The organism is Microvirga lenta (assembly GCF_020532555.1).
Classification (GTDB): domain Bacteria; phylum Pseudomonadota; class Alphaproteobacteria; order Rhizobiales; family Beijerinckiaceae; genus Microvirga; species Microvirga lenta.
In genome coordinates, this window is the sequence record NZ_JAJBBR010000005.1 from 352,357 (window position 1) to 365,204 (window position 12,848).

At 64.8% G+C, this 12,848-nt stretch carries 17 protein-coding genes and 1 tRNA gene; 6 read left to right on the top strand and 12 right to left on the bottom strand.

The annotated features are described in order from the left end of the window. Positions 1-18 precede the first annotated feature (18 nt). Positions 19-246, top strand: a complete 228-nt coding sequence (locus LGR44_RS10030; protein ID WP_226739925.1) for a hypothetical protein — start codon at positions 19-21, stop codon at positions 244-246. Between the two features lie 6 nt (positions 247-252). Here the strand turns inward: LGR44_RS10030 and LGR44_RS10035 are convergent, their stop codons facing one another. Beyond that, entirely contained in the window at positions 253-540 is a 288-nt protein-coding gene (locus LGR44_RS10035; RefSeq protein WP_226739927.1) for a hypothetical protein, read from the bottom strand. Between the two features lie 172 nt (positions 541-712). Between LGR44_RS10035 and LGR44_RS10040 the strand changes: the two genes are divergently transcribed. Beyond that, positions 713-931 (top strand): hypothetical protein, encoded by a 219-nt coding sequence (locus LGR44_RS10040; RefSeq protein WP_226739930.1) that lies wholly within the window; start codon positions 713-715, stop codon positions 929-931. A 108-nt stretch (positions 932-1,039) separates the two neighbouring features. Here LGR44_RS10040 and LGR44_RS10045 read toward each other — a convergent pair whose 3' ends face one another. Then, positions 1,040-1,837, bottom strand: a complete 798-nt coding sequence (locus tag LGR44_RS10045) for an MBL fold metallo-hydrolase (RefSeq protein WP_226739932.1) — start codon at positions 1,835-1,837, stop codon at positions 1,040-1,042. 152 nt (positions 1,838-1,989) lie between these two features. Beyond that, on the bottom strand, positions 1,990-2,190 hold the full coding sequence (locus LGR44_RS10050; RefSeq protein ID WP_226739935.1) for a hypothetical protein: 201 nt from the start codon (positions 2,188-2,190) through the stop codon (positions 1,990-1,992). 403 nt (positions 2,191-2,593) lie between these two features. Between LGR44_RS10050 and LGR44_RS21950 the strand changes: the two genes are divergently transcribed. Continuing rightward, on the top strand, positions 2,594-3,031 hold the full coding sequence (locus LGR44_RS21950; RefSeq protein WP_226739937.1) for a peptidoglycan-binding domain-containing protein: 438 nt from the start codon (positions 2,594-2,596) through the stop codon (positions 3,029-3,031). 134 nt (positions 3,032-3,165) lie between these two features. Here LGR44_RS21950 and LGR44_RS10060 read toward each other — a convergent pair whose 3' ends face one another. The 5 genes from LGR44_RS10060 to LGR44_RS10080 form a co-directional block, all read right to left on the bottom strand. Beyond that, the gene (locus tag LGR44_RS10060; protein ID WP_226739939.1) at positions 3,166-4,131 is read right to left on the bottom strand and encodes a hypothetical protein; all 966 of its coding nucleotides are present in this window, start codon (positions 4,129-4,131) and stop codon (positions 3,166-3,168) included. 377 nt (positions 4,132-4,508) lie between these two features. Next, positions 4,509-4,585 (bottom strand) — tRNA-His (locus LGR44_RS10065). Between the two features lie 117 nt (positions 4,586-4,702). Further along, the gene (locus LGR44_RS10070) at positions 4,703-5,677 is read right to left on the bottom strand and encodes a tripartite tricarboxylate transporter substrate binding protein BugD (protein ID WP_226739941.1); all 975 of its coding nucleotides are present in this window, start codon (positions 5,675-5,677) and stop codon (positions 4,703-4,705) included. Positions 5,678-5,739: 62 nt separating this feature from the next. Beyond that, a complete protein-coding gene (locus LGR44_RS10075; RefSeq protein ID WP_226739943.1) occupies positions 5,740-7,242 on the bottom strand; it encodes a tripartite tricarboxylate transporter permease in 1,503 nt (500 codons plus the stop codon). Continuing rightward, positions 7,242-7,913, bottom strand: a complete 672-nt coding sequence (locus LGR44_RS10080; protein ID WP_226739945.1) for a tripartite tricarboxylate transporter TctB family protein — start codon at positions 7,911-7,913, stop codon at positions 7,242-7,244. Before LGR44_RS10080 ends, LGR44_RS10075 begins: the two co-directional genes overlap by 1 nt. A gap of 269 nt (positions 7,914-8,182) precedes the next feature. On the opposite strand from LGR44_RS10080, the gene LGR44_RS10085 reads away from it, so the two are divergent. From LGR44_RS10085 to LGR44_RS10095, 3 genes are all read left to right on the top strand, one after another. Next, a complete protein-coding gene (locus tag LGR44_RS10085; protein ID WP_226739947.1) occupies positions 8,183-8,932 on the top strand; it encodes a TerC family protein in 750 nt (249 codons plus the stop codon). A gap of 67 nt (positions 8,933-8,999) precedes the next feature. Next, positions 9,000-9,698 (top strand): AzlC family ABC transporter permease, encoded by a 699-nt coding sequence (locus LGR44_RS10090; protein WP_226739950.1) that lies wholly within the window; start codon positions 9,000-9,002, stop codon positions 9,696-9,698. Continuing rightward, positions 9,695-10,021, top strand: coding sequence for an AzlD family protein (locus LGR44_RS10095; protein ID WP_226739952.1), 327 nt, complete (start codon positions 9,695-9,697; stop codon positions 10,019-10,021). The genes LGR44_RS10090 and LGR44_RS10095 overlap by 4 nt, the downstream gene beginning before the upstream one ends. Here LGR44_RS10095 and LGR44_RS10100 read toward each other — a convergent pair. Genes LGR44_RS10100 through LGR44_RS10115 form a run of 4 tightly spaced genes read right to left on the bottom strand, consistent with a single transcriptional unit; the run spans position 9,983 to position 12,707 of the window. Beyond that, positions 9,983-10,468, bottom strand: a complete 486-nt coding sequence (locus LGR44_RS10100; protein ID WP_319004839.1) for an arsenate-mycothiol transferase ArsC — start codon at positions 10,466-10,468, stop codon at positions 9,983-9,985. The two genes, LGR44_RS10095 and LGR44_RS10100, sit on opposite strands and share 39 nt — an antisense overlap. Positions 10,469-10,471: 3 nt before the next feature. Next, entirely contained in the window at positions 10,472-10,957 is a 486-nt protein-coding gene (locus LGR44_RS10105) for a UPF0262 family protein (protein ID WP_226739954.1), read from the bottom strand. Positions 10,958-10,974: 17 nt separating this feature from the next. Continuing rightward, the gene (gene hisD, locus LGR44_RS10110) at positions 10,975-12,267 is read right to left on the bottom strand and encodes a histidinol dehydrogenase (RefSeq protein WP_226739958.1); all 1,293 of its coding nucleotides are present in this window, start codon (positions 12,265-12,267) and stop codon (positions 10,975-10,977) included. Beyond that, positions 12,267-12,707 carry a DUF2948 family protein gene (locus tag LGR44_RS10115; RefSeq protein WP_226739961.1) on the bottom strand — a complete coding sequence of 147 codons (441 nt, stop codon included), beginning with the start codon at positions 12,705-12,707 and terminating at the stop codon, positions 12,267-12,269. Before LGR44_RS10115 ends, hisD begins: the two co-directional genes overlap by 1 nt. Between the last annotated feature and the right edge of the window lie 141 nt (positions 12,708-12,848).

The following is a 12,848-nucleotide window of genomic DNA, read 5'->3' on the forward strand; positions in this document are numbered from 1 at the left end:
CAAAGGAGAGATTGTGGAATGAGCGACTGGATTTCTTACGACCGGTGGGAGGAATGCGTCCGTCTCGAGCGGCCGGGCTACGTGTTCGAGGTCACGAACGAAGAGGGACAGAGCCTCTTCACGCCCTGCGCCATCCCGCTCCAGCTTCCCTTCGACTGGACATCGCCTCCCACGCGCTTCCGCCTGGTCGCCGAGGCTCCGCCGCGCCGTTCCTCTCCGATTCCGGCTCCCGAGAAACCGCGCTGAACGATATCACGGCCGGGAAGCCACCTCCTCCTGGGCGCGTTGGCTCCGCGCGCTGCTGCCGGGCTCCACACCCCGCGCCGAGCACCAGGCGGCGAAATCCTCCGGCGTGATCGGCACGCGCACGACCTCCAACCCCGCCTCCTGAGCCACGCGCTCGTTGTTCTGGGCTGCCATGAACCATTGGTCGTAGGACGGCGCCAGATTGTGCGGGTCGCTCATCATGGCGCGGATACGAGGGTAGTCCTCGCGGCTGTACCACGGCAGGCCGATCCTGCGGCGAGGGGAATCAGTCATCGATCGTCGCTTCCGTCTCATGTTCCGAGGAACGGTAGCTAAGGCGCGTCGGCGCGAGGACCATGGGAGAACAGGAGGGAGCCGGCCCCGCACGACCGAAAGAACCCCGCTTTAAGGCATCTGCAAGGATCTTGGGATCACAGTCACCCGTCTTAGTAAGGAGTACCGTGAGATGGAAGACTGGCAGGGACGGACGCGCGAACCCATCACCGAGGAGCGTCTCGAGAAGGCCTTGGGGGTCCTGGCCGACATCGTGAGGGAGCACGGAGAGGCTTTCGCCCCCCTCCTGGAGACCATGGAGCAGGAACTCGCCACGTTCCGCCGCATCCATGAGGCCGTCGGCGAGAAGGCGAAGCAGCACCATCCGAAGATCGCCGACAAGGCAGCCTGAGCGGACGGCCCGCCGCGCCGGTATCAGGGCCTCGATATCCATGCAGGCTCTTCGCGCCTCGGATGCGCGGAGAGCCGAAACAACCCCGGCCGTTCGTGCCTGCCGCGCTCAATGCCCGGGCAGTACGAGCACCTTGGGACTGTTCGGCAAGCTCGCGCGCGACAGCGTGATCGCGGGCCTGTCGCTGAACTCGACCGCGAAATGCTCCCGCGCCGAAGCCAGGAAGCGGTTGAGCGTGGAAGACCCGAAGAAGTGCATCGGGATCATGAGCGGCGCGTTGATCGCCCGCAGGACTTCCATCATGTCGAACGTTTCGAGCGTGTAGCCTCCATCCACCGGCACCAGAAGAACATCGATGCGCCCGAGCTTCTGCAGGTGTTCAGGGCTCAAGGTGTGATGCAGGTGCCCCAGATGGGCGATGCACAATTGGGTGGTCTCGAACACGAAGATCGAGTTCCCGCCGTACTCAGTTTCCCGGCCATAGCTGCGGATGTTGGTCGAGACGTTCCGGATCCGCACATCCTCCACCGTCAGATCGTGCCGGGCTGGACCGCCTTGTGGGTTCCAGCCTCTCAGAACGTGCTTGATGGCAGGATCGGGACGGTGGCTGAAATGGGTGGAATGGGCCTTGTTCATCGTCGCCACGTCGGGCGCGCTCGCAGGCCTGGTGCCGTCGCTGTAATCGGTTGCGATCCGTACGCCCTTCGGCGTCTCGATGAGGAAGGTCGCATGTCCCAGGAAGGTGAGGCCGACCTCGTCCTCCCTCAGGGCCGCAAGAGAGAAGAGGCTTTCTTTCGAGGCGATGAGGCCCGGGCACCCCTCCGGCTCGGCTGCCGCGGCGGGCTGGGCCATCCCCCAGCCCATGAGGACGGCCACCGAGCAAGCGATTCGCAGCAAGTTCATCATGCGTGCCTCCACCGTCCCGCTAGGGAAAGACACAATGGAGCGAAACGCAAGCCGAGGCCGCCGCACGATATCTTGAACGACCGGCTCGCGTGGGCGGGTACAGGCTCCGGAGAGTTCTGGGACCTGGCGTATCCGGGCCCAGATGGGCCGGTTCAGGTCTCTTTCGCCTCCGTCGGGCCTCCGGGAATGCCCAGGTCGGGGTGCCTTTCGACCAGCTTCTCCCGGTCCTCGGCAAGAGCCTCCCAGGTTCTCGCCATCTCCAGGAGCTGTTCGCGCTGCGGTCCCTCGGGAACCTGCCTGGCGAGGATGCGACATTCCTCTGCGTGCTGCCGATACTCGGATGCCTTCTTCACGCCCTGCCTCCTCACACCCCTCGATAGGAAAAAGCGTTCACGCCGCCACTGGTAGTCCCCGCCCCCTGTCACCGCAAGGCTTCGAGCCGCAGCGCCTGTCGAAAAGTACGGCCCGCGAACAGGCACGACACCACAACCCGTTTCCGCTGGGTCACGCTTTGACCATCTTTTTGGTCACCTTGGCCCTCGAGGGCCAAACCTCAGCCATTATCTCTCGAAGCTGAAGGAGTTGCTTATGACTCAGACGCACGCGCGAAAGGCATCAAACCTCAACCGCGTTCTCGTCTCCACCCTAGCCTTGGCTGCAATCGGAGGCTGGGGGATGTTTGCTCATACTAGTCAGGCATCCTCGGAAACGGAGCGGCAGCTGCGCGGTCAGCTTGCATCTTTCCAGGATCAACAAGTGCAAGCGCGATCGGAGCATCAGAAGGCTCAAGCCGCGTCGACGGCGGAGCTGACCCAGCTGCGAGAGCAGCTTTCCTCGACACGCGAGGAGCTCACCCGTCTCTCCGAGAACCACAAGAAGATCCAGCAGGAGCTGACCGAAGCGCAAGCCCAGCTGAAAGCGTCGGAGGAGGCTCGGAGCCGCCCTCAGGCGGCGATGCCCGCGGCCCTGCTCGCGGTGACTCCGAGACCCGCGCCTCGTGACATCGTCGCGGCGCAGAAGGCCCTGACCGAGTTGGGATACGGTCCGCTCGAAGCGGATGGGGTCGTCGGCCCCGGCACCCGCGAGGCCATCGAAAAGTACCAGCGCGAAACCGGCCTGACCGTCACCGGCGCCCTCCATGCCGAAACCCTCCAGGCGCTCCTCGCCCCGGCCTCCCAAGTGGCCGCGCAATAAGCGGCCGAAGCGGCAGAAATGCCGCTTCACCCCTCGCCGGGCGCCATCGGCCGCGGACGTCCATCACACCGTATGAAGGCTTATCTAGTGGAGTTCGGTGGAAGGACGCGGAGCGGCACCAATCATCTCAACGACTATTGAGCGTTGATGATCTCCTTGGCAGCTTGGACGGCATTCTCAAGTGCTTTGGCGCGGAGACTTGCCAACTCTTGGGCAGGGTCCTCCAGGAACTTCGCCCGCGCTGCATTCTCGATTTCTGGACGGCAGACATCGAGCATCAGTGAGATCAGCTTCTCTTGGTCCACCAACTTGCCCTCTCGGATCGAGCTGGCAGTTCTGAGACACTCTTCAGGTGTCGCTATACCACCGAGGCGCGCAGCTCGATCCTGGGACGCGGGTGACGCAGCAGGGGCCGAGGCGCGCGAGGCTGCCCGCACCTGAACCGCGCTTGTGACGACATTTCTTTGAATGACGCCTCGCAACTCCTCCCTAAGGCCTGTGCCGTTTCCACCTTCGAGACGAACCAATGCCATTGCGGCATCGAGGGCGGCTTGGACTTCGCGATTGCAGATAGTCATGGCTGCTGTGGCCAAGATCTCGGCCGTCTCGGAAGATGCAACGAGTCCCTCAAGTTCTTTTTTGGTGCAGGCATACATCCTATCCCGAAGCAGGTCTCTCGTGCGGCTGGCCTCATCGATCTGTTGTCTGCCGAGAGCTTGAGCCTGCGCCAACTCTGCCGTGCGCCGAGCCAAGGCGTCTTTGAGACGTGTCCCTACTGCTCGCGGTAGATCATCCAAGTACGGCCCCTTAAAGAAGACGGATCCGGTGCCTACCCCATAAATCTGGTCATGGGCGCTGATCATCTTGTGTACGGCCGCCTCGCAGAGGTTTCCAGCCGCAGCAAGGGCATCATACCACTTCCCCTCCCTTGCCATATCGAGTGCTGCCGTGTTGGCTGAAATCGTCCGAGCAAAACAATCAGTAGCAGCGCGAATGTAAGGCAGATGGATTCTGCGCTTCTGAGCCTCGGTCAGCTCCTGGGCACTTGCTGCGCTAGCAATCAGCGATAGAAGCCCCACGAAAATCGCAGCAAATCTCATGACGAGGACACTTTTCTGAGGCCAGCTTTCACAGCTTTTCAGCGCATTTTAGTTGCAAGAATATATACTGGAACTGTGGTCTACCGGAAGGGGAATAGCGTTCTTACAGCGTGATAATTCCTAGAATGCCCATCGTTCGAGGCTCTCAGGAGCCAACGGTAAGATTGGCTGCTCATTGACAATGCAGCAGACTAAAAGCCCTTAACGCGTGTGAGCCGAATGGCGGGGCACATACACTGCTGGGAAGCAAGGTAACTTCCAAAATTATTAGAAGCGGTAATCGCTAGGAGGCACCAAAGCGTATTTCAGCTGCCTCGCCTCCCAACCGAACTTACCGGGAGGCCTCGAACCTGCGAGGGTTAAGTGCTTGATTTGAATGGTACAGCCGCCCCGGCTCGAACGGGGGACCCCCAGATCCACAATCTGGTGCTCTAACCAACTGAGCTACGGCTGCACTCGGGGCTGGGTGTAATCGGGTCGGCGGCTAATTTCAAGACTTCTTTGACGTCGCAGTGACGCAAAAGAGAACGGCGGGCTTTGGGCCCGCCGTTTTCGTCGACAGATGGGAAAGTTACTCCGCCTTGGCGCCGGCGGCCTGGAGGACCGGGGTCCAGCGAGCCACCTCGCTCTCGACGAGCTTCTGCAGGGATTCCGGCGTACGCTCCTCCGGCGCAGGAATGACGCCGCCGAGGTCCTGGAGGCGCTTCCTGGTGTTCTCGTCGCTCAGAGCCTTCACGAGGGCGTCGTTGAGCTTCGCGACCACGTCGGGCGGGGTGCCCTTGGGCGCGAACACCGCGTTCCAGGCGCTCACCTGATAGTCGCCGAGTCCGGCCTCCTTGGTGGTCGGCACGTCCGGCAGAGCGGGGGAGCGCTCAGGCGTGGCGATGGCGTAGGCCTTGATGTTGCCGCCCTGGATCTGCGGCGCCACGTTGACGATCTGGTCGGTCATGTAGTCGACCGTGTTGGCCATGAGGTCGTTCAGGGCCGGACCCGTGCCGCGATAGGCGACCATGGTCGGCTTCGCGCCGATGATGGAGTTGAACAGGATGCCCGTGGAGTGGGACACGGAGCCCACGCCCGCATGGGCCATGTTCACCTTGTCGCCGTTGGCCTTCATGTGATCCAGGAAGCCCTTGAGGTCCTTGGCCGGGAAGTCCTTGCGGGCGACGATGAGGATCGGCGTGCCGGCGGCGAGGCCGATCGGCGCGAAATCCTTCGTCGGGTCGTAGCGCAGGTTCGGATAGAGGGCCGGAGCCGCACCGTGGGTGCCCATGTGGCCCATCATGATGGTGTAGCCGTCGGGCTGGGACTGGGCCGCCCGGGTGATGCCCGTCGTGCCGCCGGCGCCCGCCACGTTCTCGATCACGATCTGTTGACCGAGCGTGCGCGACATATGATCCGTCACGATACGGGCGACCACGTCCGTCGGTCCGCCCGCCGCGAACGGCACGATCATGGTGATCGGGCGCGTCGGATAGTTCTGCGCCTGGGCGCCGGAGGCGGCGAGGCCCAGAACGGCGGTCAGAGCCAGTGCGATTTTCTTCATTCAATTTCCTCCCTGGAAAAAGTTCTCTCGTTACATTTGGACAAGGCGCCGCCGAAGGCAAGCTACTCGGTGAAGACTTCGTCCCTCCCCTTCCGGATGGAGGGCAGGAGCGCCAGGACCAGAAGAATCAGCGCGACCACGAGAAGGCCGGCACTGATCGGACGCTCGATGAAGGTTTCGAGCGACCCGCGCGAGATGATGAGCGCGCGCCTCAGGTTTTCTTCCATCAGCTTGCCGAGCACGAAGCCGAGCAGCATCGGCGCCGGCTCGAACCCGAACTTGATGAGCATGTAGCCGACGAGGCCGAACAGCCCGATGAACATCACGTCCGTGGGCAGCGAGTTGATGGAATAGATGCCGATGCAGCAGAACATCAGGATCGCCGGGAACAGCAGGTGGTAGGGCACCTTCAGGAGGCGCACCCACATGCCGATCATGGGCAGGTTGATGATGAGCAGCATCAGGTTGCCGACCCACATGGAGGCGATCATGCCCCAGAACAGGTCGGGGTTGCGGGTCATCACCTGCGGACCCGGCACGATGCCGTGGATCGTCATGGCGCCGACCATGAGGGCCATCACGGCATTCGGCGGAATGCCGAGGGTGAGCAGCGGGATGAAGGAGGTCTGCGCGCCGGCATTGTTCGCCGATTCCGGCCCCGCCACGCCCTCGATGGCGCCCTGGCCGAACCGGCGCGGATCCTTGGCGAGCTTCTTCTCGAGGGTATAGGCCGCGAAGGGCCCGAGCACCGCGCCGTTGCCGGGCAGGATGCCGAGCGCCGCGCCGATGAAGGTTCCGCGCAGCACGGGCTTGTAGGATTGCCTGAAGTCATCCTTGTTCGGCAGAAGGCGCCCAATGGTCTGGCGCACCACGTCCCGGGTCTCCGTATGGTCCAGATTGCGCAGGATCTCGGCGATGCCGAAGATGCCCATGGCCAGAACGGCGAAGTCGATGCCGTCCATGAGGAAGGGCAGGCCGAAGGTCAGGCGCTCCTCGCCGGTCTCGAGATCCGTTCCGACCGTGGAGAGCAGGATGCCCACCAGGATCATCGCCACCGCCTTCAGGATCGATCCGCGGGCGAGAACCACCGCGAAGACGAGGCCCATGACCATGAGCGAGAAATATTCGGTCGGGCCGAACACCAGGGCGAGACGGGTCAGCGGCGCCCCCAGGGCGGCGATGACCACGGTCGCCACGGTGCCGGCGAAGAAGGAACCGATGGCCGCGATGCCCAGCGCCACGCCCGCCCGGCCCTGGCGGGCCATCTGGTGCCCGTCGAGGGCCGTCACCACCGAGGTGGCCTCGCCGGGAATGTTGACGAGGATCGCGGTGGTCGATCCGCCGTACTGGGCGCCGTAGTAGATGCCGGCCAGCATGATGAGCGCGCCGGTGGGATCGAGCCCGAAGGTGATCGGCAGGAGCATCGCGATCGTGGCGATGGGGCCGACGCCGGGCAGGACGCCGATGAGCGTGCCCACGAGGCAGCCCAGGAAGGCCAGTCCCAGATTCTGGAACGTCAGGGCAATCCCGAAGCCGAGGCTCAGATTGGAGAACAGGTCGCCCATCAGATCCTCCCGCTATGGTCGGGCACTTCGATCTCCGTGGTCCTTCCGCGCCGGCGGCCGGCGAAATAGACGACGACGGCGGCGGCGGCCATGATCGCCGCCGTTGCCCTCAGGACGTCCTTCTGGGACCACTCGGCGGGGAAAAGGCCGGTCAGTGCCTGGGGGAAGACCGGAATCGGCAGGTTGAGCAGGTCGCCGAACAGGATCATGCAGAAAGGCGTCAGGCTGAGGGACAGGATCACGAGCTCCCTCAGACGCGAGTCCGGACTGGCGAAGCCGCCGATGATGATGGCGAGCGGCCCCGCCACGATGAGGCCGAGGCCGGGGATCGACAGCGGGCCGAACGAGAAGGGCCTGATGGTCACCGCAAAGGCCAGGATGGCGATGATGACGAGAGCCGGACCGCGCAGGCTCCAGCCCTCGAGGGCCTCGCCGTCCCTGGTGAAGGCGAAGAACACGAGGGCGAGGCCGCACAGGCCGACCCCGATGGCGAGCCAGTCCGGCAGCATGCCGGGGCCCATGGAGCTCAAGGTGCCTTGGGACAGGTCGCGCCCGAGCCAGAGCGCGAGAGCCGCAAGGGCGAGAAGAAAGATGCCCCCTGCGAGGCTTTGCGGCGCGCGAACCGGCCCTTGGCGCCCCGGCGCTTCAGGGCGTTCGTGAGAAATGGACATGGACGGCCTCCCGACCGGGCGCATTGGTTGCGACCAGAGCTTATTCGTCCCGTGTTGTGCCCAAGGCCTCGCCCTTGATCAAGCGACCCGAGAACGATTTCGTGCGTTCGGCCGGGGAAACGCGCAATCTTTAGCCGTATAAACCGTGCCCGAGGCCTTGGACGTAACTGATTTTCAGCGCAGGATGCTGCGTTTTTCGGTTGAATCCGAGTCACATATCTATACTTAAGCCCAATTCCCTTCCCGACCTGAAACCCTCCAGGGCCGCCATGGACTATATCCTTTCAACCTCCTTTCTCGTCTCCCTGCTTCAGGTCATCTGGATCGACATCCTTCTGTCGGGCGACAACGCGGTCGTCATCGCCATGGCGTGCCGCTCGCTGCCGGCGCATCAGCGCAAGCTCGGCATCACCCTCGGCGCCCTGACGGCGGTCGGTCTGCGCATCGTCTTCGCCTTTCTCATCTCCGAGCTCCTCGGCGTCCCCTTCCTGCGCATCGTCGGCGGTCTCCTCCTGTTCTGGATCGCGCTCAAGCTCATCCAGGGCGAGGACGCGGATTCGCACGGCAACATCGAGGCCAGCACCAGCCTCTGGAAGGCGGTTCGCACCATCGCCATCGCCGATGCGGTGATGAGCCTGGACAACGTGGTCGCCATCGCGGCCGCCTCCCGCGGACACCCGGAACTCTTCGTCTTCGGTCTTCTGCTGTCGATTCCGCTGATCATGGTGGGCGCCACCCTGATCACCAAGCTGATCACGCGCTTCCCGTTCATCGTCTGGGCCGGCGCCGCCCTGCTCGGATACATCGCCGCGGAAATGATCGTGACCGATCCGATCGTGCTCGGCTGGCTGTCGGACAACTACTCCCAGTTCGTCCTGCCCGATCCGGGTCACCCGCCGCTCAACGTCAAGCCTGCCGGCGTCGTCCTCTACGGGGCCGCCGCGGTCGGAGCGCTGTTCGTGGTGGTGGCCGGCTACTTCCTGGCCCGCAATGCGGGCCGGGGCGCGGCCAAGACCTAAGGGAACGGCAGACCCGCGCCGAACGCGGTTGACGGCGGGGGCGGCGAAAGGCACAGAGCGCAGGCTCATGTCCACGTCCCGCCCCTTCTTTTCCCTTGCCGGACTCCGCCACGGCGCCCGCAGCGCGGTGCCGGCCTTCCCCGGCTTCATCATGTTTGCCCTCGCCTTCGGCACCGCCGCGGCCCAGAAGGGGCTGAGCTTCGGCGAGGCGATGGGCCTGACCGGCCTCGTCTATGCCGGCGCATCCCAGATGGTGGCGCTGGAGATCTGGCAGCAGGTCTGGTCGCCTGCCACGATCCTGACGATCGTGACCGTCACGGCCATCGTGAATTCCCGCATGATCCTGCTGGGCGCAACGCTCCAGCCCTGGCTGAGATACGAGCCGAAGCCGCGCGCCGCGCTCAACCTCTTCCTTCTCACGGAGGCGGGCTGGCTCATCAGCACCCGCTACTACAACGAGGGCGGGCGCGACGTGGGCTTCCTCCTGGGCTGTGCGGCCATCCTCTACGTCGTCTGGCTGCTGGCGACGCTGGCGGGCTACTTTGCCGGCGCCCTCGTGCCGGAGCCGAGGCGCTTCGGTCTCGATCTCGTCATGCCGATCTTCTTCGGCATCATGCTCGTGCCCCTGTGGAAGGGCGCCAAGCCCGCCCTGCCCTGGCTGGTCGCCGGTCTCGTCTCCCTGGCCGTCCATGCCCTGGTGCCCGGCTATCTCTTCATCGCCGCCGGAGCCCTGGCCGGAGTCATCGCCGGGATGCTGATCGAATGACGTCGTTCGAAGCCATCGCCGCGGGCCCCTGGGGAGCCGCGCTGGCCATCGCCGCCATGGCCGCCGTGACCTTTTTCTGCCGCATCGCGGGCGTGGTCGTCATGAGCCGGGTCCGCATCACGCCCCGGATGGAGCGGGGCCTGCGCGCGCTTCCGGGCTCCATCATCATGGCAACGATCCTTCCCGTCGTGCTCGACAACGGTCTTCCCGCCATGATCGCCCTCACGGTCACGGTCCTCACCATGATCTTCACCCGGTTCGACCTGGCGGCTCTCTTCGTGGGTCTAGGGACCCTGTCCCTCATCCGCGCCCTTGGCTTCTGACCCGCGTTTGAGACGCAGGCGGATACGATAGACCAGTCCGTCGCGGACGTTGCGGTAGGCGTCCAGAACCTGCTCGCGCGACCCTTGCGTCAGGCTCGGATCGGGCGTCGGCCAGTATTCCACCTCGGCGGCGATCGTGCGCGTCAGCTCGATGGCGGCGTGATGCGCCTCGGGCGAGAGCGAGATGATGAGATCGAAATTGAGCCCCTCCCACTCTTCCAGCTCCTGAAGCGTGCGCGGCTTGTGCTTGGAGCCGTCGATGCCGATCTCGTCCAGCGCCGCGTGCATGAAGCCGTTGGTCTCGCCCCTCCGGACACCGGCGGACTGCACGTAGATCGACTTGCCGAAATAGTGCCGCGCGATCGCCTCGGCCATCGGAGAACGGATTGCGTTCATGGCGCAGACGAACAGGACCGACTGGATTTTCTTGGCGCGGGGCTCCTCCACCCGTCATCCCTTCCAGTGCAGCGCGAAGATGAGGGTGAAGAGGCGGCGCGCCGTATCGAAATCGAGCTCCACCTTGCCGTCGAGACGCTTCATCAGAAGCTCCGCAGCCTCGTTGTGGAGCCCCCGGCGTCCCATGTCGATGGCCTCGATCTGCGCCGGGGAGGCCGAGCGGATGGCCTTGTAGTAGCTGTCGCAGATCAGTTCGTAGTCCCGGATCGCCTTGCGGAACGGCGTCAGCGACAGGTGGTGCATGACGACCGGAGCGCCGTCCTGCCCCCGGATATCGAAACAGAGCTTCTTCTCCACCAGGGCGATATGGAGCAGATAAGGACCGCCATCGTAGCCCGGCACCGCGAAGTGGTTCGCCTCGACGATGTCGTAGATGGCGATGGCCCGCTCATGCTCCTGATCCGGATTGCCCCGGCCGATGGATGCCTCGTCGAGCGTGACAGCGACCAGTCGGCATCGCTCCTTCGCTTCGCTCGTCATCCCGTTGTCCGATCCCGTCACAGATTCAGGCGGATCGCCACCGACCGCGCATGAGCTTCCAGCCCCTCGGACCGGCCGAGGGCGATGGCCGCAGGACCCAGCACCCGCAAGGCGCCTGCATCGCATTTCAGGATCGAGGTTCGCTTCATGAAGTCAAGCACGCCGAGTCCGGAGGAGAAACGGGCCGAGCGGGCCGTCGGAAGGACATGGTTCGGGCCGCCGACATAGTCGCCGATGGCCTCCGGCGTGTGGCTGCCGAGGAAGATCGAGCCGGCATTGCGGACCCTGGCCGCGAGTTCCTCCGCGTTGTCGGTCTCGATTTCGAGATGCTCCGGGGCCAGCCGGTCGACCAGGGGGATGGCGTCCGCCAGACTCTCAACCAGGATGATGGCTCCGTAGTCGCGCCAGCTCGCCCCGGCGATCTCCGCCTTCGGCAGGGTCTGGAGCTGGCGCCGGACAGCCTCCTCCACCGCCTGAGCCAGCTCGGCGCTGTCGGTGATCAGGATCGACTGGGCGACAGGATCGTGCTCCGCCTGCGCCAGGAGGTCGGCGGCGATCCAGTCCGGGTTGCCGTGGCGGTCCGCGAGAACGAGCACCTCCGAGGGGCCCGCGATCATGTCGATGCCCACCTGGCCGAAGACGCGCCGCTTGGCAGCCGCCACATAGGCGTTGCCGGGCCCGACGATCTTCGCCACCGGCTGGACGGAGGCGGTGCCGTAGGCGAGCGCGGCCACCGCCTGCGCGCCGCCGATGCGGAAGATCTCGTCCACGCCCGCGAGCCGGGCCGCCGCGAGGACGAGGGGATTGGTCTCGCCGCGCGGGGTCGGCACCACCATGGAGATGCGGGGAACGCCCGCGACCTTGGCCGGCACCGCATTCATCAGAACGGAAGACGGATAGCTCGCCCGCCCGCCGGGCACGTAGAGGCCCACCGATTCCAGGGCGGTCCAGCGCCACCCCAGCGTCACGCCGACGGAGTCGGTCGTCATGGAATCCTGAGGGCGCTGCGCGCGGTGGTAGACCTCGATGCGGTCCTTCGCGAGGGCGAGAGCGTCGAGCGTCTCCTTCGGGCACTGCCTCTCGGCCGCGGCGATTTCCGCATCGGAAACCCGCAGGCTTTCGGCCGTCAGATCCAGCGCATCGAAGCGGCGCGTATAGTCGATCAGGGCCTCGTCGCCCCGGGCGACCACGTCCTCGATGATGGCGCGGACGGCCTGGTCCACGTCCTCGGACACCTCACGCTTCGCAGACAGAAGTGCGGCGAAGGCCTGCGGGAAGGAGGGATCCCGCGCATCGAGCCTTTGCGCCATCAGAGGCGCTCCGCCGGCTGTTCGTCGTGCGAGGGGCGGCTTTCGGCGGCCCAGACCGGGCCGAGATCTTTCATTTGCATTTCGATGCACTCCAGGTCGACCTGGATGGCTCCGCCGTCGGCGAAGATCAAGGTCGCCGTGCCGGATGGGGCATCGCGTCCCTCGAAGGAAATGGCAAGAAGGTTAAGAACGGCATCCTTCTTGGTCTGGTCGATGCCGCGGACGCGCACGCCGGTCACGTGCTCGAAATGCATGCAGGTCAGCCGGCGCTGGGGCGTGCTCGAGACCGCCTCCCAGTCGAACCGGCGGACCTGGAGCGCGAAGCGGCGCTCCTTGGGGAGATAAACCATGTCGTCGACGCGCAGCAGGGCATCCTGCAGGTGAGCGGAGATGACGGCGAGATCCTCTGGATCGAGGGCGACGAGTCTCAGAAGGTCCATGGGGCTGCCAACCTGTTGTTGAGCTTTGACAGCTAGGTAGAGAGCCCCCTGCCCCGGCGCAACCACCCGGCCCGGTCCAAACCCGATTCGGCGGACAAAGATGCCGTCCAGGAGGCCCCGGATCCGGGAAAGACGCGCTCA